This window comes from Acinetobacter sp. YH16042 (genome assembly GCF_013417245.1).
In the GTDB taxonomy this organism is placed as follows: Bacteria; Pseudomonadota; Gammaproteobacteria; order Pseudomonadales; family Moraxellaceae; genus Acinetobacter; species Acinetobacter amyesii.
Genome location: NZ_VPEJ01000015.1, coordinates 12,758 through 39,235 on the forward strand (window position 1 = coordinate 12,758; position 26,478 = coordinate 39,235).

At 40.6% G+C, this 26,478-nt stretch carries 24 protein-coding genes; 15 read left to right on the forward strand and 9 right to left on the reverse strand.

Going from position 1 to position 26,478, the window contains the following annotated elements; translation table 11 throughout:
* Positions 1 to 41: 41 nt before the first annotated feature.
* On the reverse strand, positions 42 to 1,106 hold the full coding sequence (locus tag FTV37_RS11295; protein ID WP_373683579.1) for a preprotein translocase subunit SecA: 1,065 nt from the start codon (positions 1,104 to 1,106) through the stop codon (positions 42 to 44).
* A 15-nt stretch (positions 1,107 to 1,121) separates the two neighbouring features.
* Positions 1,122 to 2,045, reverse strand: a complete 924-nt coding sequence (locus FTV37_RS11300) for an acyltransferase (protein WP_180063877.1) — start codon at positions 2,043 to 2,045, stop codon at positions 1,122 to 1,124.
* A 247-nt stretch (positions 2,046 to 2,292) separates the two neighbouring features.
* Here FTV37_RS11300 and FTV37_RS11305 point away from each other — a divergent pair, with 247 nt between their 5' ends.
* From FTV37_RS11305 to FTV37_RS11345, 9 genes are all read left to right on the forward strand, one after another.
* Positions 2,293 to 2,925 carry an OmpA family protein gene (locus FTV37_RS11305; protein ID WP_078193108.1) on the forward strand — a complete coding sequence of 211 codons (633 nt, stop codon included), beginning with the start codon at positions 2,293 to 2,295 and terminating at the stop codon, positions 2,923 to 2,925.
* Between the two features lie 137 nt (positions 2,926 to 3,062).
* Entirely contained in the window at positions 3,063 to 5,102 is a 2,040-nt protein-coding gene (locus FTV37_RS11310) for a UvrD-helicase domain-containing protein (protein WP_078193107.1), read from the forward strand.
* 64 nt (positions 5,103 to 5,166) lie between these two features.
* On the forward strand, positions 5,167 to 5,619 hold the full coding sequence (dut, locus tag FTV37_RS11315) for a dUTP diphosphatase (protein WP_111885270.1): 453 nt from the start codon (positions 5,167 to 5,169) through the stop codon (positions 5,617 to 5,619).
* A 590-nt stretch (positions 5,620 to 6,209) separates the two neighbouring features.
* A complete protein-coding gene (locus FTV37_RS11320; protein ID WP_180063878.1) occupies positions 6,210 to 7,634 on the forward strand; it encodes a phosphomannomutase/phosphoglucomutase in 1,425 nt (474 codons plus the stop codon).
* Positions 7,635 to 7,644: 10 nt separating this feature from the next.
* Entirely contained in the window at positions 7,645 to 8,553 is a 909-nt protein-coding gene (gene argB, locus FTV37_RS11325; RefSeq protein WP_078190033.1) for an acetylglutamate kinase, read from the forward strand.
* A 209-nt stretch (positions 8,554 to 8,762) separates the two neighbouring features.
* On the forward strand, positions 8,763 to 9,611 hold the full coding sequence (locus FTV37_RS11330) for a class II glutamine amidotransferase (RefSeq protein WP_180063917.1): 849 nt from the start codon (positions 8,763 to 8,765) through the stop codon (positions 9,609 to 9,611).
* A 263-nt stretch (positions 9,612 to 9,874) separates the two neighbouring features.
* On the forward strand, positions 9,875 to 10,330 hold the full coding sequence (locus tag FTV37_RS11335; protein WP_078190032.1) for a bacteriohemerythrin: 456 nt from the start codon (positions 9,875 to 9,877) through the stop codon (positions 10,328 to 10,330).
* 142 nt (positions 10,331 to 10,472) lie between these two features.
* Positions 10,473 to 11,555 carry a hypothetical protein gene (locus FTV37_RS11340; protein WP_180063879.1) on the forward strand — a complete coding sequence of 361 codons (1,083 nt, stop codon included), beginning with the start codon at positions 10,473 to 10,475 and terminating at the stop codon, positions 11,553 to 11,555.
* Positions 11,555 to 11,881, forward strand: coding sequence for an RnfH family protein (locus FTV37_RS11345; RefSeq protein ID WP_180063880.1), 327 nt, complete (start codon positions 11,555 to 11,557; stop codon positions 11,879 to 11,881). The genes FTV37_RS11340 and FTV37_RS11345 overlap by 1 nt, the downstream gene beginning before the upstream one ends.
* Positions 11,882 to 11,924: 43 nt before the next feature.
* On the opposite strand, the gene FTV37_RS11350 is transcribed toward FTV37_RS11345, so the two are convergent.
* Complete coding sequence (locus tag FTV37_RS11350; RefSeq protein ID WP_078193102.1) at positions 11,925 to 12,323, reverse strand: outer membrane protein assembly factor BamE; 399 nt, start codon at positions 12,321 to 12,323, stop codon at positions 11,925 to 11,927.
* A 112-nt stretch (positions 12,324 to 12,435) separates the two neighbouring features.
* Here FTV37_RS11350 and fur point away from each other — a divergent pair, with 112 nt between their 5' ends.
* A complete protein-coding gene (gene fur, locus FTV37_RS11355; RefSeq protein ID WP_078193101.1) occupies positions 12,436 to 12,873 on the forward strand; it encodes a ferric iron uptake transcriptional regulator in 438 nt (145 codons plus the stop codon).
* A 78-nt stretch (positions 12,874 to 12,951) separates the two neighbouring features.
* Here fur and FTV37_RS11360 read toward each other — a convergent pair whose 3' ends face one another.
* Positions 12,952 to 14,073, reverse strand: a complete 1,122-nt coding sequence (locus FTV37_RS11360) for a PilT/PilU family type 4a pilus ATPase (protein WP_168379063.1) — start codon at positions 14,071 to 14,073, stop codon at positions 12,952 to 12,954.
* 27 nt (positions 14,074 to 14,100) lie between these two features.
* Positions 14,101 to 15,138, reverse strand: coding sequence for a type IV pilus twitching motility protein PilT (locus tag FTV37_RS11365; RefSeq protein WP_078190026.1), 1,038 nt, complete (start codon positions 15,136 to 15,138; stop codon positions 14,101 to 14,103).
* A 125-nt stretch (positions 15,139 to 15,263) separates the two neighbouring features.
* Between FTV37_RS11365 and FTV37_RS11370 the strand changes: the two genes are divergently transcribed.
* A complete protein-coding gene (locus FTV37_RS11370) occupies positions 15,264 to 15,950 on the forward strand; it encodes a YggS family pyridoxal phosphate-dependent enzyme (RefSeq protein WP_180063881.1) in 687 nt (228 codons plus the stop codon).
* 193 nt (positions 15,951 to 16,143) lie between these two features.
* Positions 16,144 to 16,944 (forward strand): thioesterase family protein, encoded by an 801-nt coding sequence (locus FTV37_RS11375; RefSeq protein WP_078193098.1) that lies wholly within the window; start codon positions 16,144 to 16,146, stop codon positions 16,942 to 16,944.
* A 48-nt stretch (positions 16,945 to 16,992) separates the two neighbouring features.
* Here FTV37_RS11375 and FTV37_RS11380 read toward each other — a convergent pair whose 3' ends face one another.
* The 3 genes from FTV37_RS11380 to FTV37_RS11390 all read right to left on the reverse strand — a co-directional run bounded on the left by FTV37_RS11380 (position 16,993) and on the right by FTV37_RS11390 (position 22,360).
* On the reverse strand, positions 16,993 to 20,586 hold the full coding sequence (locus tag FTV37_RS11380; RefSeq protein ID WP_180063882.1) for an AAA family ATPase: 3,594 nt from the start codon (positions 20,584 to 20,586) through the stop codon (positions 16,993 to 16,995).
* A gap of 9 nt (positions 20,587 to 20,595) precedes the next feature.
* A complete protein-coding gene (locus FTV37_RS11385; RefSeq protein ID WP_373683580.1) occupies positions 20,596 to 21,849 on the reverse strand; it encodes an exonuclease SbcCD subunit D C-terminal domain-containing protein in 1,254 nt (417 codons plus the stop codon).
* 133 nt (positions 21,850 to 21,982) lie between these two features.
* Positions 21,983 to 22,360, reverse strand: coding sequence for a VOC family protein (locus tag FTV37_RS11390; RefSeq protein ID WP_180008234.1), 378 nt, complete (start codon positions 22,358 to 22,360; stop codon positions 21,983 to 21,985).
* A 169-nt stretch (positions 22,361 to 22,529) separates the two neighbouring features.
* Here FTV37_RS11390 and FTV37_RS11395 point away from each other — a divergent pair, with 169 nt between their 5' ends.
* The 3 genes from FTV37_RS11395 to FTV37_RS11405 all read left to right on the forward strand — a co-directional run bounded on the left by FTV37_RS11395 (position 22,530) and on the right by FTV37_RS11405 (position 25,320).
* Positions 22,530 to 23,474: a GGDEF domain-containing protein gene (locus FTV37_RS11395; protein WP_180004261.1), complete on the forward strand. Its 945-nt coding sequence runs from the start codon at positions 22,530 to 22,532 to the stop codon at positions 23,472 to 23,474.
* A 394-nt stretch (positions 23,475 to 23,868) separates the two neighbouring features.
* A complete protein-coding gene (locus FTV37_RS11400) occupies positions 23,869 to 24,318 on the forward strand; it encodes an ABZJ_00895 family protein (protein WP_168379056.1) in 450 nt (149 codons plus the stop codon).
* A gap of 66 nt (positions 24,319 to 24,384) precedes the next feature.
* Complete coding sequence (locus FTV37_RS11405; protein WP_180063883.1) at positions 24,385 to 25,320, forward strand: TIGR01777 family oxidoreductase; 936 nt, start codon at positions 24,385 to 24,387, stop codon at positions 25,318 to 25,320.
* Positions 25,321 to 25,341: 21 nt separating this feature from the next.
* Here FTV37_RS11405 and thiO read toward each other — a convergent pair whose 3' ends face one another.
* Positions 25,342 to 26,466, reverse strand: coding sequence for a glycine oxidase ThiO (thiO, locus tag FTV37_RS11410; RefSeq protein ID WP_180063884.1), 1,125 nt, complete (start codon positions 26,464 to 26,466; stop codon positions 25,342 to 25,344).
* Between the last annotated feature and the right edge of the window lie 12 nt (positions 26,467 to 26,478).

A 26,478-nucleotide genomic window follows, 5' to 3' on the forward strand; every position in this document is an offset into this window, starting at 1 on the left:
GAATACTCTAGCGGAGTTCGCAATTATTTTTGACTAAGTGTTTATTCTGTAGCTTGGTCCTGCTCCTGCATAATCTGCTGCCACTGTTTTACTTTCACTTGCTTACGAATAGCTTCTAGACTTTCAAAAACCGCAGAGCGAACCAACTCATCCAGCTGGGCATTATTTTCGATTTCAATACGGCTAACACGCTGTGAAATGTCTAAATATAGATTGGGTTTCTGAGCCGTCGATGTATTGGGATAAGCCAACGGGGAAATTAAACCTTGGGTAATATTTTCACCCAAACGTTGCCCGATACTTTGAATCTGCTGTTCAATGCGGCTGCCAACGATTGGCACTAAGCGCAATAGCTGCGTGAGTTCTGGGGTGTCTTCGATGGCCTGACTGACGATTTTTCCGACATTTTTGGCGATCAATTCACGTTCAGCACGTAGCTCTTTGCTTAAATTTTCTTGCAAAATTTCGGCCAAGACTTGGGTAAATAACTCTCGGTGATGCTGAACGACATTGCTAATCAAATCTTTATGTGTGGTACTGGTGTTTAACTCATGTCTAACCCCATCGAGCACCGTCAGTACTACTCGATCAGACAGTTCTTCCATCACCACACGATAATAAAACAAAGCTTTCTTTTGCCATGCCGATGGCACAATCTGATAACCCATTTCATAAAGTCGATAGGCAATCACGCCCGCGCGAAATAAACGCAGGAAACGTAAATGCGGCACAATGGCTAAAATTTCGTACCAATGTATAAACGGGAAGAAGAACCAGCGCTGATGGTGCTTGTTGATGATGGCAATCGCCCAACGCACCAACAGTTCTACAATCAAAAAGATAATGAACCACGCTTCGGTGGTAATCACCCACGGATGCAAATGTTCACGGTAAAAACTCAGCACATCGGGCAGGTGGATACTGTTAAAGAACCAACTGCCAAGATTGCTCATGAGGAAAAAGTTCATGCACAGGCAGAACAAGTTAAAAACAATAATAAACACCATGAATATGTCATAAATCAAAAACAGTTTGAATGACCAACTGTTTGGATTGACATGATGATATTTAGATTTCTTGTTTTGCGGCATGCTGTTCTGCGACATAAAACTTCTTCTTAATTATTCAGTAACTGAGTATTTAGCTTTCATACGAGTAATGAGTTGGTCTTTCTCCGTCCACAGCTCATCCACCCAATGCTGAAATTTTTCACGGAACTCTGCGTCATCTTCATAGTTGCCGCCATGCACCCAAGTAGGAATTTCAATTTTACGTAAATCCACGGCGATACGTGGAACTTCACCGAGCCAAAATTCACCATAACCCGGTGCACCATTTGGATAGACGATGGTCATATCTACGAGAGCATCAACTTGATCCCCTAAAATATTGAGTGCCAGTGCTAAACCACCCGCTTTGGGTTTAAGAAGGTTTTGATACGGTGACTGCTGCTGCGCATGCTTTTCAGGGGTAAAGCGAGTGCCTTCCAAATAGTTCAGCAGGGTAAAAGGCTGGCTCAATAACTGTTCACAAGATTTACGCGCTTCTTCCATATCTCGATATTTAAGTTCAGGATTTTTCGCGATTTGTTCTTTGCTATGACGTTTCATCATTGGGAAGCCTAAAATTTTAAAAGCTTGTCCAACAAATGGAATGAAAATGAGTTCCCATTTGGTAAAGAAACGCGTCAGTGGCATACGGGTTAAACCAAAATATTGGTTAACTGTTGTATCGACCCAACTCTGATGGTTACAGGTCATGAGATAGCGACCATGCAAATTTAAGTCGAGGCCTTCATCGATGGTGATATCCCATTTTGTGTTGGGTAAAACGTGATCAATTAACCAGTTATTGACCGTGAGCCAACTGTTGGTAATTTTTATGTTGGTTTCATCAACCTTTTTTGATTTTTTAAAGAGTTTGGTTAGACCAAGGGCTAGTACAGGAGGACCATGGAAAAAAGTACTGCCTGTCATAACTGAACCGACGGTAAGTCCTTTGCTAATTTTTTTTAGTGTCGGTTGCTTATTTGTTTGAGATGACATATAAAAAGTCCTAGCGGAAATTGTCCAAATAATGATTGATTCTAATAAATATAGTTCGAGTTGATTAAATAAAAAAGGGCATCTGCAGAACTGTGAAGAAATTGTGATGGAATTAACAAATAAATCTCGTATTCATATTACAAATTGTAACTAAACGTTTTATTATTAACAAAAAATCAATGGTTCAGCCATTTGTTTTACTTCATCATTTCAACCATACAACAAAACACAAAGAAGGAGGCATGCAATGCGTGCACTAGTAATTTCGGCAGTAGTTGGGGCAATGGCACTTACTGGTTGTCAAAACATGGAATATGACAAAGCAGCAATCGGTACTGGTCTAGGTGCTCTTTTAGGCGCTGGTATTGCTTATTCTAATGCTGATAAAGACAAAATGGGTCAAGCAGCTGCAATTGGTGCTGTAGTTGGTGGTGGTGCAGGTCTTCTTCTTGATAAGAAAGAAAAACGTCTTAAACAAGAATTGGCTGGTACTGGTGTTGACGTAGGTCGTAATCCAGATGGTTCGATCAACCTTGTTATGCCATCAGTAACTTTCGCAACTAACTCTTCAACTATTCAATCTCAGTTCCAATCTGCGTTGAATGATGTTGCTAAAGTATTGCGTGAAGACGGTACTGCAAACAAACTTGCAATCGTTGTACACGGTCACACAGATAACACTGGTACTGATGCGATCAACAACCCACTTTCTCAAAACCGTGCAAACTCAGTGAAAAACTACCTAGCGTCTCAAGGTATTTCTTCAACTCGTATTACTGCACGTGGTTACGGTTCAACTTCTCCAGTAGCGGATAACTCAACTGCTGCAGGTCGTGAACAAAACCGTCGCGTAGAAATCTCAGTTTACGAAACTAAATAAGTTTTAGTTCGAAACGAAAGGCCACCCTCGGGTGGCTTTTTTTATGGCATTTTTAATGACCGATAAAATACATTTTGCATTAGGCAAGATCGTTTCAGATGACTATAATCATCCTCGAATTAATAAGAGGAAAGACTATGTCACTGGCAAGTCAGTTGAACGACAAGCAACTTGAAGCAATGAAATACACTCAAGGACCCTTGTTAGTACTTGCAGGGGCAGGTTCAGGCAAAACATCGGTGATTACCCGTAAAATTGCCTATTTGGTGAAGCATTGTGGTATTCCTGCGCACCGTATCACCGCGATGACCTTTACCAACAAAGCTGCGCGTGAAATGAAAGAGCGTGTGACGAAGCTGATGAGCCGTGAAGAGGCAAAAGGGCTGTCAGTTTCTACATTCCATAACTTCGGGCTAAACATGCTTCGTTTGGAATTAAAAAATACACCACTGAAAAATAACTTTTCTATTTTAGATGCAGATGACTGCAAACGCATTTTGATGGATTTAATGCATCGCGACAATTTATCCGGTGCAGAAAGTAAAGAGCTGATTGCCAAAGCCATGAAAATGATTTCAGATTGGAAAAACGATCTGATTCCACCTGAGCAAGCGCATACCACCTGTGAAACAGCAGAAGACGTTCAGTTTGCACATCTGTATCAACTGTATGAGCGTAATTTACGTGCCTACAATGCTGTGGATTTTGATGATTTGATTGTCATGCCGACGCGCTTATTACAAGAAAATGCAGAAGTGCGTGATCGTTGGCAGAATCGAATCCGCTATTTATTGGTCGACGAATATCAAGATACCAACACCGCGCAATATATTTTGGTGAAATTACTCGTGGGTGTCATGGGACAGTTCACCGCGGTAGGTGATGATGACCAATCGATTTATGCATGGCGTGGTGCTAAGCCTGAGAATATGGCTTTATTGAAGGAAGATTTCCGTAATCTGAAAGTGATTAAGCTTGAGCAAAACTATCGCTCGACCAGTCGTATTTTAAAAGCTGCCAATACAGTTATTGGCAATAACCCACATATTTTCGATAAAAAGCTTTGGTCAGATAAAGGCCATGGTGAAGTGATCCGCGTGATTACTTGTCGTAATGACGATGATGAATCAGAACGCGTTGTAAAAGACTTGATTACGCACAAGCTGATGAATGGTAAAAATTGGAAAGACTACGCCATTTTATACCGTGGTAATTTCCAAGCGCGTGCTCTAGAGACACAGCTACGCCAAATGCAGATCCCGTATAAATTATCGGGTGGTCAGTCTTTCTTCGCTCGTGCTGAAATTAAGGACTTGATGAGCTACTTACGTTTGATCATCAACCCTGAAGATGACAGTGCATTTTTACGAATTATCAATACGCCAAAACGTGCGATTGGTCCTGTGACTTTGGAAAAGCTTGGCTTATTTGCGCAGGAAAGTAATTTATCCTTACTCAGTGCAGCAGGTGACCAGCGCTTAAGCATGGCGATTCCGAAAAAAGCCACAACCCAATTGGCCGAATTTGCGGACTTTATTTCGACCTTTACTCGTGAATTATTAGAAGATGATGAACCTGTTCCGATCATTCGTCGCATGATGATTGAAGCAGGTTATATCGACTATGTTAAAGAATCTGCAGCTACACCTGCGCAGGAAAAAACCAAACTGGATAATATTGAAGTGCTATATAGCAGTATTCAAAGTTTGATAAACCGCGCTGAAGATGTAGATGAAAAGAACATTGAAAGTGTGATTCGTAAAATGGTGCTGCTCGATATGTTAGAACAGCAACAAGAAGAAGAAGACACCGATAAAGTCAATTTGTTAACACTTCATGCGTCGAAAGGTCTGGAATTTCCATTCGTTTATTTGATTGGTCTGGAAGAAGAAATTCTACCGCATAAAAACTCCATTGCTGCCGACACGGTTGAGGAAGAACGTCGACTGATGTATGTGGGGATTACTCGTGCACGTCAAGGTTTAACCATGACTCTTGCAGAGCAGCGTAAAGCCGGTGGTCAAATGCGACAAATGACACCAAGCCGTTTCTTGGACGAACTGCCACAAGATGAATTGGAGTGGTTAGGGCGCAAGAAAAAGCTGGCAGGGGATATCGATCCTAAACAGCAAGCACAGCATTATTTAGAAAATTTACGCGCGCTGATTAAGCGTTAAAGCTTAATGCGTAGAATATTTTATTTATTTTTTGAAATTCGTTTTATTGAAACAGGAATGAACCATGAAAGTTCAAGTTAAAGTTCTCGACACACGTTTAGGTACGGAATGGCCAATGCCAACTTATGCCACAGCAGGTTCGGCAGGTCTTGATCTCCGTGCATGTGTAGAAGAAACCACCGTAATTGAACCGGGTCAAACTGTTCTGGTAAAAACAGGCCTATCGATTTATATCGAAGACACAAATTTTGCAGGTTTAATTCTGCCACGTTCAGGCTTAGGTCATAAACACGGAATCGTGTTGGGTAACTTGGTCGGTTTGATTGACTCAGACTATCAAGGTGAATTGATGGTATCTGTTTGGAACCGTAGCCAAACGGCATTTAGCCTAGAGCCGGGTGAGCGTTTAGCACAATATGTTTTAGTGCCAGTTGTACAAGCTCAGTTTGATATTGTAGATGAGTTTGAAGCCACTGAACGTGGTGCAGGCGGTTTTGGTCATACAGGTAAAAACTAATCAGCGCGAGACTTTTGATCCAGTGTGTTGACAAGTAAATGCCTACAATCAAGTAGCTAATAAAAACCATCCTCGTGATGGTTTTTATTTATATGATTTTATTTAAATTTTTAATTTATTCAAAATCAAATCTATATTTAGGGTGTTTAGGCTTTTATCAATATCGTTTATAGGCTTATCTCGAAAAATTTAATTCTGATGAAATTACTCGGATTATATTTTAATAGAGAAGAATAAATTGCACCTTCTTTGTTGATTTAAATTTAATCAATTTACTATATTTGTACAGAGTGGAATAGGGATTTAAAAATATTTGAAAAGTAAAATAAATATAGATGAACGGGTGGTTTGATATTTTTTAAATTGTAAATTAATGATTTATATATAAAAATAATTTGTGGAAAATAGAAGTTTTGGGATTAATTTTTAAGTTTTTGATCAGTATTTAAATATTATTAATTGATTATTAACTAAAATTGTTATAAAAAAGCTACACTTTTTTCAGGATTTTATCCTTTAATTAAAAGCTTAAATTCTCATTAGAGTTTTAGATTTTTTAATTAATAAAGATGTAATTAGAAGAACATAGTATGGGTTCACTGTTTAATCACTTTCCGCAACATATTTTTCGTGCATATGACATTCGCGGGAAAATATCGCTCTTAAATGCTGATTTAGTTCAGTCAATTGCTTGTGGCTTAGTCAAACAATATTTAGATGCAGGGCAAAAGAGCCTTGCCATTGGCTATGATGCGCGTTTAACCAGTCCAACCTATGCAAAAATAATTCAAAAAGTCTGCCATGAGGCTGGCCTTGAAGCGGAAATTATTGGCTGCTGCTCAAGCCCGATGTTGTATTTTATTGCGGGACAATTTCAAGGCAATGGCATTATGGTGACGGCGAGCCATAATCCTAAATCAGATAATGGTATCAAGTGGATTATCAAAGGTGAGCCACCTTGTCCGGAGATGATTCAACACGTTGCAGTCGAAGCACGAAATTGTTTTTCTTCGGAACGTGTGCATTTGATGACTAAACTTGAGCCACACGAAATCAAGCCTGAATATTGTTTGGCCTATCAGAAATTTATTTTAGATGACATTCATTTACAGCAACCACTTAAAGTTGTGATCGATGGCATGCATGGTTCAGCTGGGCATTGTGCAGCCTTATTATTAAATAAATTAGGCTGTGAAGTTTTGGCATTACGTTGCCAAGCTGATGGACATTTCCCTGATCATGCTCCAGATCCATCACAGCTCAAACATTTAACCCATCTCCGCCAAGCCATACAGCTACAAAAAGCCGATATTGGCATTGCTTTAGATGGTGATGGTGATCGTTTAGTGCTGATTGATGAAACTTGCAAAGTCGTTTCTGCAGATCGATTATTATGTTTATTTGCTGAAATTTGTTTGACTCAAAAACCACATGCAGAGGTGGTATTTGATGTGAAATGTTCAACAATGATTCGCGATACTGTGTGTGATCTAGAAGCACAGCCTGTCATGATTCGAACGGGCAGTAGTTTTTTGCGAAAGTATATTTCCCAATCTAAAGGCAAAGCGGTTTTTGGTGGTGAATACGCAGGGCATTATGTTTTTAATGACGGTCGTGGTGGTGGCTATGACGACGGTCTATATGCTGCCTTAAGGGTATTAGAATATATTCAAACTCAGGGGCTGACATTGTCAGAAGCTTTGGCGAAATATCCAGAGCGCTTTAGTACCGAAGATTTATATGTCAGTACGCATCAGCATGATCCAGCGGAAGTTTTAAAGCTGGTTGAAGCCAATTCTGCGCGAATTCCGGCACAAATCAGTAAAATTGATGGAATACGCCTTGATTTTGATGATGGATTTGGCATCATTCGAGCATCGAATACAGGTGAGTATTTCACTTTACGCTTTGATGCCAACTCATCAGCACGCTTAAAAGAAATACGAGATCTGTTTGTTTCCATGTTAGTTGAGCACTATCCAGACATTGCTCATGACATTCCAGATGCTCAATAAGGAGAGGCAAATGCCACATCAACATACTGGCATCGACAAAGCACAAATCCTGACGGAAGCTTTGCCGTATATTCAACGTTTTGCGGGTAAGACGCTGGTAGTGAAGTATGGTGGTAATGCCATGACCGATCCTGAGCTTGAGAGCTCATTTGCACGTGATATCGTGCTGCTGAAAACGGTTGGTTTAAATCCGATTGTGGTTCATGGCGGTGGTCCACAAGTGGATTCATTCCTCAAACAATTAGGCCGTGAGTCTGATCGTATCGACGGTATGCGCGTGACTGATCCTGCAACGATGGAAGTTGTCGAGATGGTCTTGGGCGGCAGCGTGAACAAATCGATTGTGAACTTAATCAATAAACACGGTGGCCGTGCAATTGGTTTAACGGGTAAAGATGGTAATTTGATCCGTGCGCAAAAATTATTGATGGAAAAAACAGCCGAAGATGGTTCAGTAAAACAGATTGATTTAGGTCTAGTTGGCGAAGTGGTTGGTGTGAAAACTGACGTACTTGAAATGTTTACCCAAAGCGATTTTATTCCTGTGATTGCACCATTAGGTGTAGACGAAGACGGCAACACCTATAACATCAATGCTGACTTGGTTGCAGGTAAAGTGGCTGAAGCATTGGGTGCGGAAAAGCTAATTTTATTGACCAATATCACGGGTGTTTTAGACGAAAATAAAAATCTGCTGACTGGGTTAACCACCCAAGAAGTCGATCGTTTGATTGAAACTGGCGTGATCTATGGCGGCATGATTCCGAAAGTTGGCTGTGCATTAGATGCAGTCAAAGGCGGCGTAATCAGCGCACATATTGTTGATGGTCGTGTACCTCATGCAACATTACTTGAAATCTTTACGGATCATGGTGTGGGTACATTAATCACCAATCGAACCAATGTGAAAAAAGCTTAAGATACTTAGCATTTTTTGATATAAAAAAGCCTCTTTTGAGGCTTTTTTATTATTTATCAGTTGGCTAAGTAACTTTTGAAAAGATCAAATAATGTATTTGCCCTGTTGGATTATAAAAACTCTTACAATGGCGCCGATTTTAGATTTACAACAACTAAAACTGTCATGCACAATAGAGAAATCATAGATTTACTGCTGAAATGATCGATATGTGCCAGCTGCTCGGAATGAATTGTGCGACTCCTACCGATATAACTTTTTCGTTTCGGGGATTTTCGCAGCGAGCAGGAATTACCTCAGATCATTGTGATGGCTTTGGTATCGCTTTTTTTGAAGATAAAGCATGTCGTTTATTTGTCGACAATCAATCTGCTGTAGAGTCTCCGATTGCTGAGCTGATCCGAAACTACCCGATTAAATCTCGCAATGTGATTGCACACATTCGTAAAGCGACACAAGGCAAAATTAATCTTGAAAACTCACATCCATTTAGTCGTGAATTGTGGGGCAGACAGTGGATTTTTGCACATAATGGCGACCTACATGGCTTTCAGCCTAAGCTCACAGGGCGCTTCAGCCCCGTCGGCAATACCGACAGTGAATTGGCCTTTTGCTATTTGCTCGAGCAAATGGTGAAACGTTTTGGTTATACCGAACCTACACTCGATCAGGTGTTTGATCTGTTATTAGAAATTTCTCCTAAAATTGCAGAACATGGCACCTTTAATTTTTGTTTGTCGAATGGGCAGGCGCTATTTAGTTATGCGATTACCAAGCTGCATTGGCTGGTTCGAGAGTTTCCATTTCAGCCTGCACAGTTGATTGATATTGATGTTGAAGTCGATTTTAGTGAAGTCACTACGCCTGAAGACCGTGTTGCCGTGATTACCACTGAACCCCTAACGCAAAACGAAGTTTGGACAGCATTTGAGCCGGGTGAAATGATTTTATTTCAACATGGTCGTCCAATTCGTGCTGCAAAGACGGTTGTTGAACGTTTAGAACGTGAGCGGCTGGACCCATCTTTAAAACGTGTCACACGTGCAGATCAGTATTAATTTTGAATGAAAGATATTCATTATAAAAATGAATATCTTACACTTTATTGAATTAAGGGTGTTTTCTAAGATATTGAATTGATTAAAAAATATCTTAGCTTTATACTCGGGATTAAATAAATTAACATAATAAAAACAATTGATTACAATATAAATGGCAGTATTTCAATTAAAACCAACCTTTTTACTTCATTTTTATTTAAGTTCTTTAATTATATGATGAAATTTACGTGATAAGTCCTTCATATTTATAGGTGGTCGTAATGAAAATGAAATGGGTTCCAGAATACAATACTGGTATCGATGTGATTGACGATCAACACAAACGGATTCTTGACTACATCAATGAAATTGATGGCATTGACGCAAATACAGATCGTGATCGTGTAAAACAAATTCTGGAAAACATTATTGATTACACGCAATCACATTTTACCTTCGAAGAATCTTTACAAGAAGAAGCGGGTTATAAATATCGTGTGCCACATAAACGCGTACATGATTTATTTATTAAAAAAATTGAATCTTACCGTGACCGTTTTGAAATGGGGCATGCGATTGAAAATGAATTACATGAAGTGCTTTCAAAATGGCTGATTAACCATATTCAGCACGATGATGCTGATTATGTCGGTGCGGTTAAAGAAAATATGATGGGTATCATCAAAGAAAAAGAAAAGAAAAAAGGCAAAAATTGGTTTGCACGTTTCTTTTCATAACCTCAAAAAATGAAATAAAAACAATTAAAATCTAATAATATTATTTGCGCAGCAAATCACCTTTAAGGTGATTTGCTTTTTGTTTTTGATTTTCAAGGCACAGCAAGGCAAAATAGCGCTAGAATTTTCAAAGGAATTTGTCATGCAGGACAATGCGATGTCGAAATGGTTATCGCCACTGATGGCGTTCTGTTTATCTTTTATCATTATTGCAACTTTAGCACCGGTAACAGGTATTCAAATTGAACGTCAGCTAGATTTCTGGCTGTTGTGGCTAGGTACAATGCTTATTTTAGCTTTACCGCTATGTTATTTGGAAATTGCTTTAGCAAAACGTTCAAAAACCACAGCAGTTCAAGCACTGTCTTCGCTAACACGTGATGCGGATGCTTCACCCAAATGGCGTGTAGTCGGTTGGCTTGCCGTAGTATTTATTCCATTTTTAGCAGGTGCCATGCTTTCAGCCGCATCGCAATATGTGGCAATTTTTACAGCTAATGGCTTTGCCTATAGCATGATTTTGGCTGTCCTTGCGGTCATTGCATTTGCATTGTCGTTTGTACCACGCCAATTTTTAGTGATTTTGACCGCTATTGGTGTGATTGCTGCAGTAGTCTTAGCGAATGTTATGGGAACTGCCTTACCAGAGTGGAAAATGACTGCGCTCGAATTTAGTGAGTGGGGCAATGCAACCGTCTTGGCGCTCGTAGCAAGTGGTTTGGGGATGGGCTTGTACTGGCAGTCAAGTTTGCCAGCTGTGAAGCAACAAGAGATTGCAAGCAAAACGGTATTTCCGATTTGGATCGCTCAACTTTTGGCAGTGGTTGCTTTTGCCTTTTTCGCAGCAAAAGCACAAGTACCTGCTTTAGCACTGGTTGTGGGTTTGGTTGCTGCTTCAGCATTGCTGATTCAAATGTCACGTGAACAATTACAACAACGCCAATTGGCCATAGTGGTGCAATGGGCGATTTTATTGGTTGCGGTTTTTGTATGGGCACTGAGCACTGTTGTTCCAGTATTTAATATTGCCTTGTTGATTTGGGGCTTAATTATTTGTCTGATTTATGCGATTTTCGCAGGTTGGATTATGAAGATTAGTCATCTACGTAAGTCAATGAACTTCAGTCATGAAACCTTTTATAATATTTGGCGTATTGCCGTACGTATCGTAGTGCCCTTGTCAATAATATTGGCATTGGTGGCTGTGATTGGGCAGTTATTCTAATGACAGCTCAGTTACAAGTATGGGTCGCTTATGCGAGCATGGAACAGCAGATATTAATTCCGCTGAGCTTTAATCCCGGTATGACGGTTGAAGATGCTATTGTGCAAAGTGGCATTCGAAAACAAGTGGATTTACCAGAAGTGTTAACACTAGGAATCTTCGGGGCGCGTGTAAGCGATTCATCTCAGTTACTTGAAGCAGGTGATCGCGTCGAAATCTATCGTGCATTAACCATTAATCCGAAAGATATTCGTCGTAATCGCGCCAAGAAAAATCCCGTCGGCCGTTATTGTCGAGGCAATCGTTTCAAGCAATTGTACTTATAAAAAAAACCCCTAAATTTAGGGGTTTATTTTTATCTTAAAGCGACTATAGTGGTGGCGCAGTTAAAATCGCTTCTTTAGAACCTGGTAAGCCCGGTTGAGACTCTGGAATGGTTTCTAAGCCTTCAATTTTTTGAACGATACCGTTTTGGTCAAAGAAGATTTTTAAGTGTTGACCATGTGCAGCAGGAATCTTGGCTTTTTTAGCATATGTTCCTGGGGTATACTTATAAATGTAGTCCCAACGTAACGGATTCATTGGATCGGCAACAGTTGGACTACCTAGCAAAAAGCGAACTTGTTGGTGGCTCATTCCCACTTGAATTTTAGCCGCTTGTGCTTGAGTTAAAGGTGTACCTTGTGGAATATCAACTTTATAAACGCCCAAGGTTGAACAGCCTACGAGCAATGAAGTGACAAATAACGTCAGCATGATTTTTTGCATTTTGCTAAACTATCCCAAATTAATTATGATGCATTTGATCCAAGGATAGATCATACTGCATCTAAACTTTGTTGCATATTCCAACTTTAATTTTGTTGAGAGACCTTTTTTCATGCCTATTTCAAATCAAGATTTACGTAAAGCTGGACTTAAAGTTACACTTCCACGAATTAAAATATTGGAATTGCTTGAAAATTCAAGACAACATCACTTAAGCGCAGAAGATATTTATAAGACTTTACTTGAACAGGGTGAAGATGTGGGTTTAGCAACTGTGTATCGCGTGTTAACACAGTTTGAAGCTGCAGGTATTATTCAACGCCATCATTTTGAAAACAATCATTCTGTTTTTGAGATTATGCAAGAAGATCACCATGACCATATTGTGTGTCAAAACTGCAATAAAGTGGTGGAATTTACTAATGATGTGATTGAGCATGAGCAACATCAAGTGGCAGAAAAATTTGGTTTCCAACTTACAGGTCACTCATTAAATCTTTATGGCTATTGTGATGCGCCTGAATGCCAAGAAGCATATCGTAAAAAATAATCCGATGCGGATGAGAATGAATAAAAAACAGACTTCATGTGAAGTCTGTTTTTTATTTCCGAAAGCGTTTAAGCAAAATTAATGTTGACCATCAAAGGTAATATTTGAATTTGCACGCAGTAAATGCTCACCGCCTTCTTCAGACAATTTAATTTGTAGACGCAGGTCGTTCGGTGAGTCGGCATGTTTGAGCGCATCTTTGTAGCTAATTTGCTTGGCTTTATAAAGGTCATATAAGGCTTGGTCAAAGGTTTGCATACCTAGTTCACGAGAACGCTTCATCAGGTCTTTAATTTCATGCACTTCACCCTTACGGATTAAGTCTGAAATTAAAGGTGAGTTGATCAAAATCTCAATGGCAGCACGACGTGAATTACCATCAATGGTTGGAATCAACTGCTGCGCAACCATTGCTTTTAAGTTCAAAGACAAGTCCATGAATAGCTGACTATGACGATCTGCTTCAAAGAAGTGAATGATACGATCGATGGCCTGGTTGGCGTTGTTGGCATGCAGTGTTGCAAAAACCAAGTGACCGGTTTCAGCAAAGGCAATCGCATAGTCCATAGTTTCTCGTGAACGAATCTCACCAATCAGAATCACGTCAGGTGCCTGACGTAGCGTATTTTTTAAGGCAACTTCGAAAGAGTCGGTATCAATACCCACTTCACGTTGGGTAATGATACAGCCTCGGTGTTGGTGTACAAATTCAATCGGGTCTTCAATTGTAATGATATGACCTTTGCTATTTTCATTACGATAGCCAATCAAAGATGCCAAAGAGGTTGATTTACCTGTACCCGTTGCACCTACGAAAATGATAATGCCACGCTTGGTCATCGCTAATTCTTTTAAAATCGGCGGTAATTTCAACTCATCCATCGTTGGAATAACGGTTTCGATACGACGCAGCACCATACCTGGCTGGTCACGTTGTTGAAAGGCGCTGACACGAAAACGAGCAGATTTACTGGTATTACTAATGGCAAAGTTACATTCGCGCGTATCGGCAAATTCCTTACGCTGTTTGTCAGACATAATCGAATGTAAGATTTGACCGACAGTCGGGCCCGGTAACTTAGTCGAGCCAATTGGCAAAATTTGCCCATTGATCTTAATCGAGGGTTCAACATCGGCTGTAATAAACAAATCCGATGCTTTTTTCTCCACCATATAATCAAGTAAGCCGTTAAAATCCATAACGATCGCCCCAGAAAAATAAAAAAATTACAAGAAAGATTCGGGTTGTTTCGCTGCAGTCCGTGCAGTTTGCGTACTAATAATGCCTTTTGCGACAAGGTTTTTTAAGCTTTGATCGAGTGTGGTCATACCGTAGTTGGCACCCGTTTGAATCGCAGAATACATTTGCGCGACTTTGTTTTCACGAATCAAGTTACGGATCGCAGGAATACCGATCATGATTTCATGCGCAGCCACACGACCGCCACCATTTTTCTTGAGTAGGGTTTGTGAAATTACGGCTTGAAGTGATTCAGATAACATGGCACGAACCATGTCTTTTTCTTCAGCAGGGAATACGTCAATCACACGGTCAATGGTTTTTGCGGCAGAGGTTGTATGGAGTGTACCGAAGACCAAGTGACCGGTTTCAGCAGCTGTCAGCGCCAAACGAATGGTTTCAAGGTCACGCATCTCACCGACTAAGATAATATCCGGGTCTTCACGCAGTGCGGAACGAAGTGCTTCGTTAAAGCCGTGCGTATCACGGTGTACTTCACGTTGGTTGACCAAGCATTTTTTTGATTCGTGTACAAATTCGATCGGGTCTTCGACCGTTAAAATATGGTCATAACGGTTGTCGTTGATGTAATCAACCATCGCAGCAAGCGTGGTTGATTTACCCGAACCTGTTGGACCGGTCACCAATACGATGCCACGTGGATATTCACAAATATCTTTGAAGATTTGGCCCATGCCAAGATCTTCAATGGTTAGTACTTTTGAAGGAATGGTACGGAATACGGCACCAGCACCACGGTTTTGGTTAAATGCGTTCACACGGAAACGAGCCACACCAGGTACTTCAAATGAAAAGTCAGTTTCTAATTTTTCTTCGTAATCACGACGCTGTTTATCGTTCATGATGTCGTAAACCAATTTGTGCACTTCTTTATGTTCAAGAGCAGGAAGGTTGATACGACGAACTTCACCATCCACACGAATCATTGGTGGCATACCAGAAGATAAATGTAAATCCGAAGCGTTATTTTTGGCAGCAAAGGCCAATAGTTCTGTAATGTCCATAAAATCCCCGAGATAAAAATTAAATCTTAATTATTTTGATAGAATAATAAGGCTTTCCCACAGCTTAACCAACACTTAGTTGCAGGGCAATGCAAAAAAAGATGAATGAAATGAGAACCCCGTCAATGAATAAACTTCAAGAAGCACGAAATCAAGTCTTGCAGCAAATTGAGCAGGCTTGCCAACTTGCGGGTCGACCACAGCAATCGGTTGAATTGTTGGCTGTATCTAAGACGCATCCTGCTGAAATGCTAAGAGAAATGTATGCAACGGGGCAACGCTCATTTGGTGAAAATTATCTGCAAGAAGCACTTGAAAAAATTGAGGCTTTGGCGGATTTAGAAATTGAGTGGCATTTTATAGGCCATGTGCAGCGCAATAAAACCAAACATTTGGCTTCAAACTTTGCTTGGGTGCATGGGGTAGACCGTTTAATTATTGCGGAGCGTTTATCGAGTCAGCGAGACGCAAGCCAAGCACCTTTGAATATTTGCCTACAAGTCAATATTGATGCGCAAGATACGAAGGATGGCTGTCAGCCGAATGAAGTTGCAGATTTGGTCGCTCAGATTTCTGCACTACCGAATTTACGCTTACGTGGACTGATGGTGATTCCTGCACCCAACAATCCGCAAGCGTTTGCTGATGCCAAAATGCTCTTTGAACACGTCAAAGCACAGCATGCGAAACCTGAAGATTGGGATACATTAAGTATGGGGATGTCAGGCGATATGACTGATGCGATTGCTGCGGGTTCAACGATGGTTCGCGTGGGGACAGCATTGTTTGGCGCACGTGATTATTCAAAATAGGACAGAAGATTCAGCCTGCTTTCAAAAACTAGGCTTATAAAGTGTAAGCACAGCAGATAAATTTTCACAATAGATGAAACCTATGGGTTCAAAGTGAGCCTTTTAATTTGAACTTTCCATTAAAGTTGAGTACAAAATAATCAGGATGTTTTTGATATTGAAGTAATTCACACTTGGACAAATAGGGAAGTTCATGACGGCATATTATCAGTTGATTCAACGCGACGTAGATGCGCAAGGCTGTGTCACGGCACATTACCATTCGACCAATTTAGCACAAGGTGCATGGAATGCACATGAGCAACACATGGCACCAGCTACAGGCATTATTTGTGCTGAATTAGACCGTTTTTCACCACGTCATGATATGCGTATCGGGCGCATTAGCCTCGATATTTTGGGCTTAATTCCTGCTGGCGAGTTTGAAATAATCACGCAAGTGATTCGTCCGGGAAAAACCATTGAACTGATTGAATCTGAAATGCGGGCTCAGGGCAAAACCTGCATTGTGGCACGCACTTGGCGCATGATGACGCAAAATAGCCAGTCCGTGAAAGGTTTGGAGGATGCTGATGTGACTGGGCCAGAAACTGCGCCGATTTGGGACGGTATCCGTCAGTGGCCGGGGGGATATATTCAGTCGATTGAAGCAAGAAGCCATGGGCGCCGTGCAGGTCAAGGCATTGTGTGGCTGAGAACACAGCATGACATGGTTGAAGGTGAGCCGACTGCTGATTTTGTCCGTTTAATGGGCATGGTTGATACCGCCAATGGTATTGTTCCGCGTCAGGATTGGCCATTTGGCTGGGGCTTTCCAAATCTGGATCTACAAATCCATTTGCACCGTTTACCACAGGGACAGTGGTTAGGTCTGGAAACCGTGCAGCAGTATGGAGCGGATGGTGTTGGTTTGAGTAGTTCTGTATTGCATGATGTCCATGGCCCATTTGGGCGTAGTGAACAGATTTTAACGCTACGTCCACTCGGGACGTAATGATCTAGAGAATCAAAAATTATAAAGCCTGCTTTAAGCAGGCTTTTTTTAAGATACGATTTGGATGGTGCTTGCACCTGCTCCGACAGGATTGACTTGAATTTGCACAGGGATTCGTTCGTGCATTTCTTGAATATGCGAGATCAATACTACTTTACGGCCTTGGTTTTGCAACTGATCTAGAGCATTCATGACCATGTGTAGACTTGAGGCATCTAGCGTGCCAAATCCTTCGTCAATAAATAGGCTTTCGATTTTCGTTGTTCCTGATGCCATGCTTGCAATGGCTAAGGATAAAGCGAGTGCTGTTAAGAACGACTCACCACCTGAAAGCGAAGAGACAGAGCGAGTTTCGCCATCCATGTCATGATCGATAATGGCTAGACTTAAGGAATTTTCAAGGCGCTTTAAGGTATAGCGCTGTGAAAGTATCGCCAATTGCTGGTTAGCATACTCGATTAAAATATCAAGGTTATATTGCTGCGCCAAATCACGGAACTTCTTGCCCGTTGCATCGCCCATTAAGCTCGAAATTTTATTCCAACGATGTTCTTCAGATTGGATCTGTTGAATCTGATCGGCAAATTGTTTTTGTTTGCTGAGGTTAGAAAAATGAACATCTAACTTACTTTTAAGTTGATCTCTAAGTTCTTGCTGTTCTGCAAGGGCTTTAAGATTTAGTGCAATGACACGCTCGATTTGTAAAATTTGTATTTCAGGCTGTGTTTTTAAATGCTGTTTCAACGTTTCTTGAATAGCCTGAATACCTGCTTGAGCATCTGAATAGGCACGTTCTGCATTTAAAACACGCTGTTTAAGCTGCTGTTCTTGTTCATATGAAATTGCACTAAGTTGCGCTAACAGCGTTTCACTAAATTCTGAATTTTGGCTCATCCATTGTTGAAGCGTATTTTCAACATGCCTCATTTGAGTGACTAATTGTGTTTGCTGGGTGAGGTATTCTTTTAAGCGACTTTGACTGGTTTCAAAGGCTTGACGTACTTGATCGAATGTTTGACGAGCCTGATTGAATCTCGTCTGTAACAGTTGTCTGTTTTGGTCAAAATCATTTAACCAATCATGTGGTTTTTCAACTTGTGTTTGGGTCATCTCAAAAATAGTTTGAATCGCAATATCACTATTTTTTTTGCCCTCAATTGTTAAATTTTCAATTAGATTTTGAGCCGTTTGAATTTTTTCCTGACTAAATTTAATTTGTTGCTGATAGTGCTCAAGCTGTTGTGAAGTTTGATTATATTGAGTATTTAACTCGTGGCGTTGCTTTAAGTAATTTTGACGTTGTTGTAGTGTGTGATAAATCTGTTTAGCCGCGCTTAAAGTCGACTGTTCCCATAATTTTTTTTCTACGTCATTCAACACAATGAGAATATGCTGAATATTGATTTCAGCTTGTTGCACACTGGATAAGTGCTGTGTGGTTTGTTGAATTGAAGTTATGAGTGCATGACTTTGTTTTTGAGCATTTTCATGTGAAATTAAGGCATCTTCAGTTTGTTTTTGCGCTTGTTGTGATTCATTGATTCTTGTCTGAATCAGTTGCGCCAAGGCTTCATGCTGATGTGAAAAATCAAAAGAAATATTTAGAATATTTAATTGTTGTTGAAGCGCATTTTTTGCCTGATCAAGTTGTATTTTTAAGGTCGCTAGCTGTTGCGCATTGGCATCCATTAACGCGGTTTGCTGAGTGGAGGTGGTTTGTAATTTTTGCCAAGCTTCGAAAGCCACTTTTTCCAATGCAAGTGCTTGTTGTTCTTGTTGCGTTTGTAGTTTCAGTAATTCATCAGAAAAAGCTTCTTTTTCTGAATAAGGATGATGGGTACTTCCACAGACTAAACACGCTTCGCCATCGACCAAATCTGCACGCAATTTTTCAATATTTTCCGTATTCAGTAAGCGCTGTTGTTGCAACATGTGTTGCAGTTTTTCACGCTCATTTTTCTGCGTTTGATAGGTAAGTTCGGCCGTTTTTAGCTGCGTATGACTTTGTTTAATTTGCTGAGCTAGTGTACGTTTCACCGTCATGAGATTGGTGTTTTCAGCATCAATATTTTGGAAGCTTTGCCATTGTTGCTGAACAACATTGAGCTGATTTAATTTTTGTAAAAGCTGGTCACGTTCGTAACGTAGTGATGAAATTTTCTGATTGAGCGCATCTTCTTGCCCAAATGTTTGCGTTAATTTTTCAAGTTGTTTTTGTTGTGTCTGTAATTGTGTATTGGCTTGTTGCACATTGCCATAATTTTTTTCAAATTGTGCATAACTTTGAATAAATCGTTGAGTCTGTGTGATATGCGCTGAAAGTGCATCATCGAGTGAGGCAAAGTGATTTGAACTTTCTAGCTGTGCCGTGTGTTGAGCAATATTGGTTTGCAGTTGCTCAAGCTGTTCCTTCATCTGTTTTTCATTGTTGATATGCGGAACAAGTTGGTTTTCAATCTCTTTAAAATCACCTTGCGCTTTGCGTAATTGATCTACCAATACAAGACGTTCAGCAATCCGGTCACGCACCAGTTTAATTTTGTCTTGATGTTGAATCTCAAATTGATGCTGTTGTTTTTGTTCTGTATCTATTTTTTCAAAGATGGTTTTTTCAGCATTGAATTGTTGTTCAATCTCTGAAAAATGCTGTTGTGCATGTGTCAATTGCGGCTGTAATTGTGCAATTTCAAGCTTGATATTTTTTTGTTGAATTACACTTGGGCGTATAGATGAAAAGCGTTCAAGTTGTTGCAGTTGTAGCTTTTCAGGCGCAAGTGCATCAAGTTGTTGTTGCTGATTTTGTAGTTGTTGCTGACGTGCTTGCACATCAGTTTCGTATTTTTGCTTTTGTTCATACCACTGTTGATTTTTTTCGAACGCTGATTTTTCTATTTCCAGCTTTTTATATTCTGTAGAAACCGTATTGAATTGATTCGTGGTTGTTATTAGATCTTCATCAGACAATATTTCAATATGTCCTAAAACATTTTCCAGCTCTTTACGCTGATTGGCAATTTGTTTAGTTTTTTCAAAGGCCAATTGACCAATTTTTCCGAAAATACTGGAATTGGTCAGATATTCCAATAGCTCGCCACGTTCATTATCACGCGCTTTTAAAAAAGCGGTCACTTCTGACTGAGCCAGTAAAACAGCACGAGTAAATTGCTCAAAACTGAGTTGAGTAATGCGTAAAATTTGGCTCTCAACCGCTTTAGTTTTATCTGCAACGACACTGCCATCCGTTAAGCATTTCAGTGAACGCTGTACGCTTTGCAATTTGCCATTTGGGTTTTCACGGGCACGTTTAATTTCCCAACGCGCTGAATAGACTTTTTGGTCTTGGGCAACAAAGCTGAGCTCGGCAAAGCCTTGACCTGTGCCACGGCGTAATACGGTTTGCGGTGAGTTGGTTGGCAACTCTGAACCATCGATATCGATCAGTTTACCATCGCTGTCTTTTAAACGTGGCACACGATTAAACAGCGCCAAACACATGGCATCTAAAATGGTTGATTTACCTGCACCAGTTTTGCCAATAATTGCTACTAAGCCTGCACTGGCTAAAGGCTCAGATTCAAAATCAATAAAATGTTCACCCGCTAAAGATGCCAAGTTTTTAATACGTATAGATAAAATTTTCATGGCAATTCCTTAAGCGTTCACATCATCTTCAAGTGATTTTTGTGCTTCATCGACCAAACTTAAAAAATCTTTCATTACGGTGTCATCAGCACCATAGCCTTGTTTTTCCCAAAGGTTTTGGAATAATTTTTCAGGCGTAGGTGGATCAAGGTTGATTGCGGCTTGTTGCTGATTATTTTGATCTGAGTTTAAATAACGGCGGCTGATGCGCACCAACCGATAACGGTTCGGCGCTAAAGCCTCTTCAAACTGCTGTCTTAAATTAGGTGCAGGCGGGGTGTCGGTATGGTATTCAATTTCGACATATTCACGCTGATCAATATCTTCAATTTCACCGCTCGCCAAAGCAGATAATTGTGCCAAAACTTCTGGAATTGTGCCTTTGATGCGATGCAATTGCACACTGCGCGGAATTGCTAAGGACCCCATTTGAAAGCGTGATTCATCTGTTTGAGTTGGATCAATACTGATCTCAAGCACTTGGTGCTTATAATTAATTTCACTAAATGACAGGGGAATCGGTGAGCCGCTATAACGGATATGGGCTTGTCCAACTTTTTGCGGTTTATGCAAATGCCCAAGTGCGACATAGTCAATTACATCATCAAATAGGGCAGTCGAAAGCGCTTCTTCATTGCCAATAATAATCGGGCGCTCTGAGTCCGACGTTTCACCGCCTTGCATGTGGGCATGTGACATTAAAATTAAGGCTTGATCTGAAGTTTTACGTGCTTTGGCTTCCGCAATTAATTGCTGATGCACATAGGTAATAGCGTTTTGGCTATTGGTGGTTTGATCATTGAATCCGGTGATCTCGGCAGCCCGTAAAAAAGGTAAGGTTAGACACCATGCCACAATATTTTTGTGTTCATCATAAATAGGCACGAGTAATCGGTCTAAATCGAGCTGACCTTCAGTATTTTTATGGACCACGCCAACAGCTTTGGCATGGTATTTTTCTAATAATGGCTCAACTTGTTCAATACGGTAACCTGAGTCATGATTGCCTGCGATCATCAGGGTTTGCATGTGCGGGGCACGCACATGCGCATCGGCTAAAAATTGATAGAGCTGTTTTTGCGCTTTGGAAGCTGGGTTGATGACATCAAAAATATCGCCAGCTATCAGCAGGGCATGCGGCTGCTTTTGTTCTATTTGTTCGAGTAACCAATGAAGAAACTGTTCGTGTTCGTAGTCACGTGAGTGGTTATAGAAGAATTGTCCTAAATGCCAATCAGAAGTATGAAAAAAACGAACAGTCATGCAAGCCCCCAAAAATCAAAAAAATTGATTGGGGTCTAAAGTATCACAGATGTTCACATTTTCGAGGGTGATTAATCATTCATACGTCAAACTAAGTCGTTCTCGACAGTTACAAGGTCATCAATCTAAGCTGTTACTGTGCATTTGGATCGACTTGTACGAGGCCAAAGGTATTGTGGTCTGGGTCTAAGAAATAGCCTTGCCAACATTGACCAGGAATCGCAAATTTTTCCATGGCAATTTGACCACCCTGCGCCAAAATTTTCTCAGCGATATGGTCGAAATCTTCAACTTCAAAACTACAGGTAAATGCATTGGTGCCGCAGTGCGTTGGTGGAGTCTGAGCAGGGCGCTCTAAGAGGCCACCATGAATGCCTTGAGTTTCAATACGGAAGTATTGAATCGGTAGCCCTTCAACTGGGATAAATGACCAACCGAAAACCGCAGAATAAAAGGCCACTTCACGCTTTGGATCGGAGCTTTGAATTTCAAAATAGCAGAGCTGGTTCATTGTTATTACTCTTTGTTTGATGGATTGCACATTTCAAATAGCAGAGATTTGAAATTAGGCTAAAAAATACCAAGAACTAGGAATATAAAATGTTGTTCTAATCCTGTATATAGATCAATTGTTGTACAGCAGGTGTATTACCTGCATTTGGGGTAGCAGGAGATGCAACATGCCAAATAATCCTTTTGATGAAGAAAAACTTGCAAATAGTATGGTGTATAAGACTTTATTAGAGTCTACATTAGCCATTCCTTGGTGTATTGATTGGGACAGTAAAACATTCAGCTATATTGGACCGCAAATTGAAAAGTTGCTCGGTTGGAAGCAAAATACTTGGCGCACCGTTCAGGACTGGGCATCACGTATGCATGAGGAAGACCGTGATTTTGTGCTGAATTATTGTGTTTCGCAGTCGATGGCTGGTATAGATCATGAGGCAGATTATCGCGCACTTAAAGAGGATGGTTCATATCTTTGGATACGTGATGTTGTGCATGTCGTGCGTAAACCAAATGGTGATGTAGATTGCCTCGTAGGATTTATGTTTGATATTTCCGAACGTAAAAAACAAGAAGAACAGTTACAAAAATTGCAACGTCAGCTCGAAGAATATTCATATAAAGATGGCTTAACCGGTATTGCCAATCGACGTTTGTTTGATGACTTTTATCAACGCGAATGGTTGAACGCGATACGCACACAAAAGCCACTGAGTTTAATTCTGATCGATTTGGATTATTTTAAACAATACAACGACTTGAATGGTCATGTGATTGGGGATACATGTCTGCGTCAAATTGCGAAAAGTTTGGAATCTTGTTGTACACGACCTCGTGATTTAGTCGCGCGTTTTGGTGGTGAGGAATTTGCTTGGATTTTACCAGAAACCAATGAGGCAGCAGCAGCAGTGATGGCCGATAGAATTATGGAGGCCGTGCGTGCTGCACGATTACCGCATAAAGCTTCAGCGGTGTCTGAACTCGTCACACTCAGCATGGGGGTAAAAACCATTATTCCATCAGATCTAGATAATCGAATGCAATTTTTGGATCAGGTCGATAAAAACCTCTATGTAGCGAAAAGACAGGGGCGTAATCGCTATTGTGCTGCATAACATGGCTTTGCTGTTGTGACTTATTTTAAAGTTGCAGCAAGTTTTTAGTCAGTCGATATTTTATCGGCTGATTTTTTTGGGTGTAGAATATAAAAATTAAATGCTGAATACATAAGGCACAAAATAAAAGACCGACGATTCGAGTGATGATGAAATCGTCGGTCAAAAAATCGATTTCAAATTTAAGTGATGGCTGCTGTTCATACTTAAATTCAAAATGAAACTTATTGCTTTTAAAAAGGTCACCGAAACATTGTGGATGCCGTCCAAATCATCGGTTGCTACAGACCTTGTACCCTATATAACGTAGCTGATTACAGATTGGTTGACATGAAAATGAAAAAAAATGCATTTTTTTTTATACTAGGTGTCAACTTCTTCTTGGGTTAGGGTCATGGTGTCTTTAACACGTTATTTTTTCTTGTTTTTTTTCATTTGTTTAATCATGACCTGTATTTGCGGTGTGATCGCAGCATTATTGCCACAGGGTGTGGGTGGTATTTTAACGGTCGTACCCTATCTGATTGCCATGATCGTGGTGTTATTTCGGTTTTTAAATAAAAATCAGAGAGCACCGACACAGGCAGAACGTAAAAAATTTACCCTAGGTTTTAGCCTGATTTTTTGGTTATATAATTTTGGTTTTGTACTTTTGGGTATCGCAATTTTTTCAAGAAAAGATCCTGAAATTTGGCAAAATTTAATGCTCTATGTTCAACATCCTCAGTTTATGAGTTTAATGGTGATCATGTTATTACTGATGGCTATCCCTTTGTATTTAATCACCTATTGGTTTTATGGTCCGCAAGCACAGCGGATGGCTTCTCAAAAGTTTGGCGCATAAAGCTTGATCATCTGGTGATCTTGTTTTATAGATAATAGTATTATTTCATATAGATAAGAACAAATTATGCATCAGCCCACAGTACTGATGACGGGTGGCAGCGGTTTTATTGGCACACATCTCATCAAGGCACTTTTAGCTGCGGATTATAAAGTGATTGGGCTCAGTCGTAAGGCTGGGCGTATTTCTAAATCACCACATTTAACTTGGGTACAGCAGCTCGATCAAATTCCTCATGACAGAATTGATTATGTGATTAATCTTGCAGGTGAAAGTATCGGCAAAGGTCGCTGGACAGAGACGCGTAAACAGCAATTATTAGAAAGTCGGGTTAAAACCACAGAAGCGCTGTATCAATATTTACGTAAACGTAAAATTTTTCCGAAATGCATTATTTCAGGTTCGGCTGTTGGTTATTATGGTATTGATATTGAAGAACAATGGACAAAAGTGTGCGATGAAAATGCTGCACCACAAGCCATTTTTATGTCAGAGCTATGCCAACGTTGGGAGCAAGTCACACGCCAATTTCCTGAACAAAATACCATTATCACACGACTAGGTGTGGTCTTGGCTGAAGGTGGCGGGATCTTACCGCAAATGCTGCGACCGATTCAGCTCAATTTGGTCAACAAAATAGGTTCCGGTCGGCAGCCTTTTGTGTGGATACATATACAAGATGTGATCCGAAGTATGCTGTTTTTAATGAAACAAGCAGAGAAAAAACATGCATTGCTTGAACCCACGCCAATCGATTCGCATATTTTCAATTTGGTTGCGCCGGAAAAAACGACGCAGGCTCAGTTTGCGCAGATTGCAGCACGTCAATTAGCCAAAAAGCCGTGGCTCAATGTGCCTGCAACTATCTTTAAAATTTTATTGGGTGAGCAATCGCAATTAATTTTAAATGGTCAATTGGTTCAGCCAGCCGCATTATTACAGCAAGGCTTTGAGTTTAAATTTCCGACGTTAAAAGAAGCCTTGCAGGATTTATTGGCTTAGTTGAAATTGGCTTATTGACCATTAGTCGACGCTTAATAACGCATCTTGAAACAGGCGAGTTGGACTATAGTGGTCTGCATTGAATGAAGGCGTTTCCCCAGTCATCAGTTCAGCCAATAACTGAGCTGAAGCTGGTCCCATGCATAAACCATTTCTAAAATGCCCAAAATTTGCCCATAGATTGTCGTAATTTGGCATCTGCCCAATATACGGAATCCCTTCAGGCGAAGATGGGCGCAGGCCAGCCCAAGATTTCACAATCGGAAAGTTGGCAAGCTCTGGTACCATGTCAAAGCAGGATTTTTGAATATGCTGCAAGGTTGTATTCGTTGTCTGAGTATCAAAGCCACATTGGCGCATACTTGAGCCGCAAACCACATGACCGTCTTGGCGTGGAATCAAGTACATGACTTTATTCATGCACATGGTCGGCAACCAGCTCTGCGGAGTTTTAAAGAGAAGCATTTGTCCTTGTACGGGTTGTACGGGTATCTCAATGTCTAGTTGTTCACTCCACTCGGCTGACCAAGCGCCCGTGGCAATAACGAATTGATCTGCTGTATGTTGTTTACCATCTGCTGTAGTGATGGACTGGATACGATTGTCCGAACGGTTTAATTGGCTGATCGGGCAATGTTCATAAATCTGAACTTTAGGATGCTGCTGTAAATAAGCCGTTAATGACTGCAAAAGTCGCGGATTACGGATGTTGGCTAATTGCGAAAAATAAATGCCATGTGCAAAGCGTGCTGAAATGTGAGGATTAATCTGCTCAATTTGCTCGGATTGTAAATATTCCGCCTGTTGCATCGGGTCTTGATGCAAACGGGCATAATCTAAGCCGATTTCAAAATCATTTTCGTCAAAAATCAACATGCCAGTTTCATGAATTTCAAAATCAATCCCGGTGATCGGTTTTAATTTTTCATTCCATTTTTGGTAGCTCTGCTTGCCATAACGTGCGAGCGCATTGACTTCATTGGGATATCGCCAAGGATACATCGGGGAGAGGATGCCACCACCAGCCCATGATGCAGCAGAACCTGTGCGTTGTTGGTCGAAAATCGTCACCGTACAACCGCGTTCAACGAGTTCCAATGCGGTGAGTAAACCACTAACACCCGCCCCAATAATGGCAATATTCATGTTCTTTTAACC

Bases quoted from the DNA above. Each gene is read 5' to 3' on its own strand.
- FTV37_RS11295 (WP_373683579.1), bottom strand. From the start codon at position 1,106: ATGTCGCAGAACAGCATGCCGCAAAACAAGAAATCTAAATATCATCAT.
- FTV37_RS11300 (WP_180063877.1), bottom strand. From the start codon at position 2,045: ATGTCATCTCAAACAAATAAGCAACCGACACTAAAAAAAATTAGCAAA.
- FTV37_RS11305 (WP_078193108.1), top strand. From the start codon at position 2,293: ATGCGTGCACTAGTAATTTCGGCAGTAGTTGGGGCAATGGCACTTACT.
- FTV37_RS11310 (WP_078193107.1), top strand. From the start codon at position 3,063: ATGTCACTGGCAAGTCAGTTGAACGACAAGCAACTTGAAGCAATGAAA.
- dut (WP_111885270.1), top strand. From the start codon at position 5,167: ATGAAAGTTCAAGTTAAAGTTCTCGACACACGTTTAGGTACGGAATGG.
- FTV37_RS11320 (WP_180063878.1), top strand. From the start codon at position 6,210: ATGGGTTCACTGTTTAATCACTTTCCGCAACATATTTTTCGTGCATAT.
- argB (WP_078190033.1), top strand. From the start codon at position 7,645: ATGCCACATCAACATACTGGCATCGACAAAGCACAAATCCTGACGGAA.
- FTV37_RS11330 (WP_180063917.1), top strand. From the start codon at position 8,763: ATGTGCCAGCTGCTCGGAATGAATTGTGCGACTCCTACCGATATAACT.
- FTV37_RS11335 (WP_078190032.1), top strand. From the start codon at position 9,875: ATGAAAATGAAATGGGTTCCAGAATACAATACTGGTATCGATGTGATT.
- FTV37_RS11340 (WP_180063879.1), top strand. From the start codon at position 10,473: ATGCAGGACAATGCGATGTCGAAATGGTTATCGCCACTGATGGCGTTC.
- FTV37_RS11345 (WP_180063880.1), top strand. From the start codon at position 11,555: ATGACAGCTCAGTTACAAGTATGGGTCGCTTATGCGAGCATGGAACAG.
- FTV37_RS11350 (WP_078193102.1), bottom strand. From the start codon at position 12,323: ATGCAAAAAATCATGCTGACGTTATTTGTCACTTCATTGCTCGTAGGC.
- fur (WP_078193101.1), top strand. From the start codon at position 12,436: ATGCCTATTTCAAATCAAGATTTACGTAAAGCTGGACTTAAAGTTACA.
- FTV37_RS11360 (WP_168379063.1), bottom strand. From the start codon at position 14,073: ATGGATTTTAACGGCTTACTTGATTATATGGTGGAGAAAAAAGCATCG.
- FTV37_RS11365 (WP_078190026.1), bottom strand. From the start codon at position 15,138: ATGGACATTACAGAACTATTGGCCTTTGCTGCCAAAAATAACGCTTCG.
- FTV37_RS11370 (WP_180063881.1), top strand. From the start codon at position 15,264: ATGAATAAACTTCAAGAAGCACGAAATCAAGTCTTGCAGCAAATTGAG.
- FTV37_RS11375 (WP_078193098.1), top strand. From the start codon at position 16,144: ATGACGGCATATTATCAGTTGATTCAACGCGACGTAGATGCGCAAGGC.
- FTV37_RS11380 (WP_180063882.1), bottom strand. From the start codon at position 20,586: ATGAAAATTTTATCTATACGTATTAAAAACTTGGCATCTTTAGCGGGT.
- FTV37_RS11385 (WP_373683580.1), bottom strand. From the start codon at position 21,849: ATGACTGTTCGTTTTTTTCATACTTCTGATTGGCATTTAGGACAATTC.
- FTV37_RS11390 (WP_180008234.1), bottom strand. From the start codon at position 22,360: ATGAACCAGCTCTGCTATTTTGAAATTCAAAGCTCCGATCCAAAGCGT.
- FTV37_RS11395 (WP_180004261.1), top strand. From the start codon at position 22,530: ATGCCAAATAATCCTTTTGATGAAGAAAAACTTGCAAATAGTATGGTG.
- FTV37_RS11400 (WP_168379056.1), top strand. From the start codon at position 23,869: ATGGTGTCTTTAACACGTTATTTTTTCTTGTTTTTTTTCATTTGTTTA.
- FTV37_RS11405 (WP_180063883.1), top strand. From the start codon at position 24,385: ATGCATCAGCCCACAGTACTGATGACGGGTGGCAGCGGTTTTATTGGC.
- thiO (WP_180063884.1), bottom strand. From the start codon at position 26,466: ATGAATATTGCCATTATTGGGGCGGGTGTTAGTGGTTTACTCACCGCA.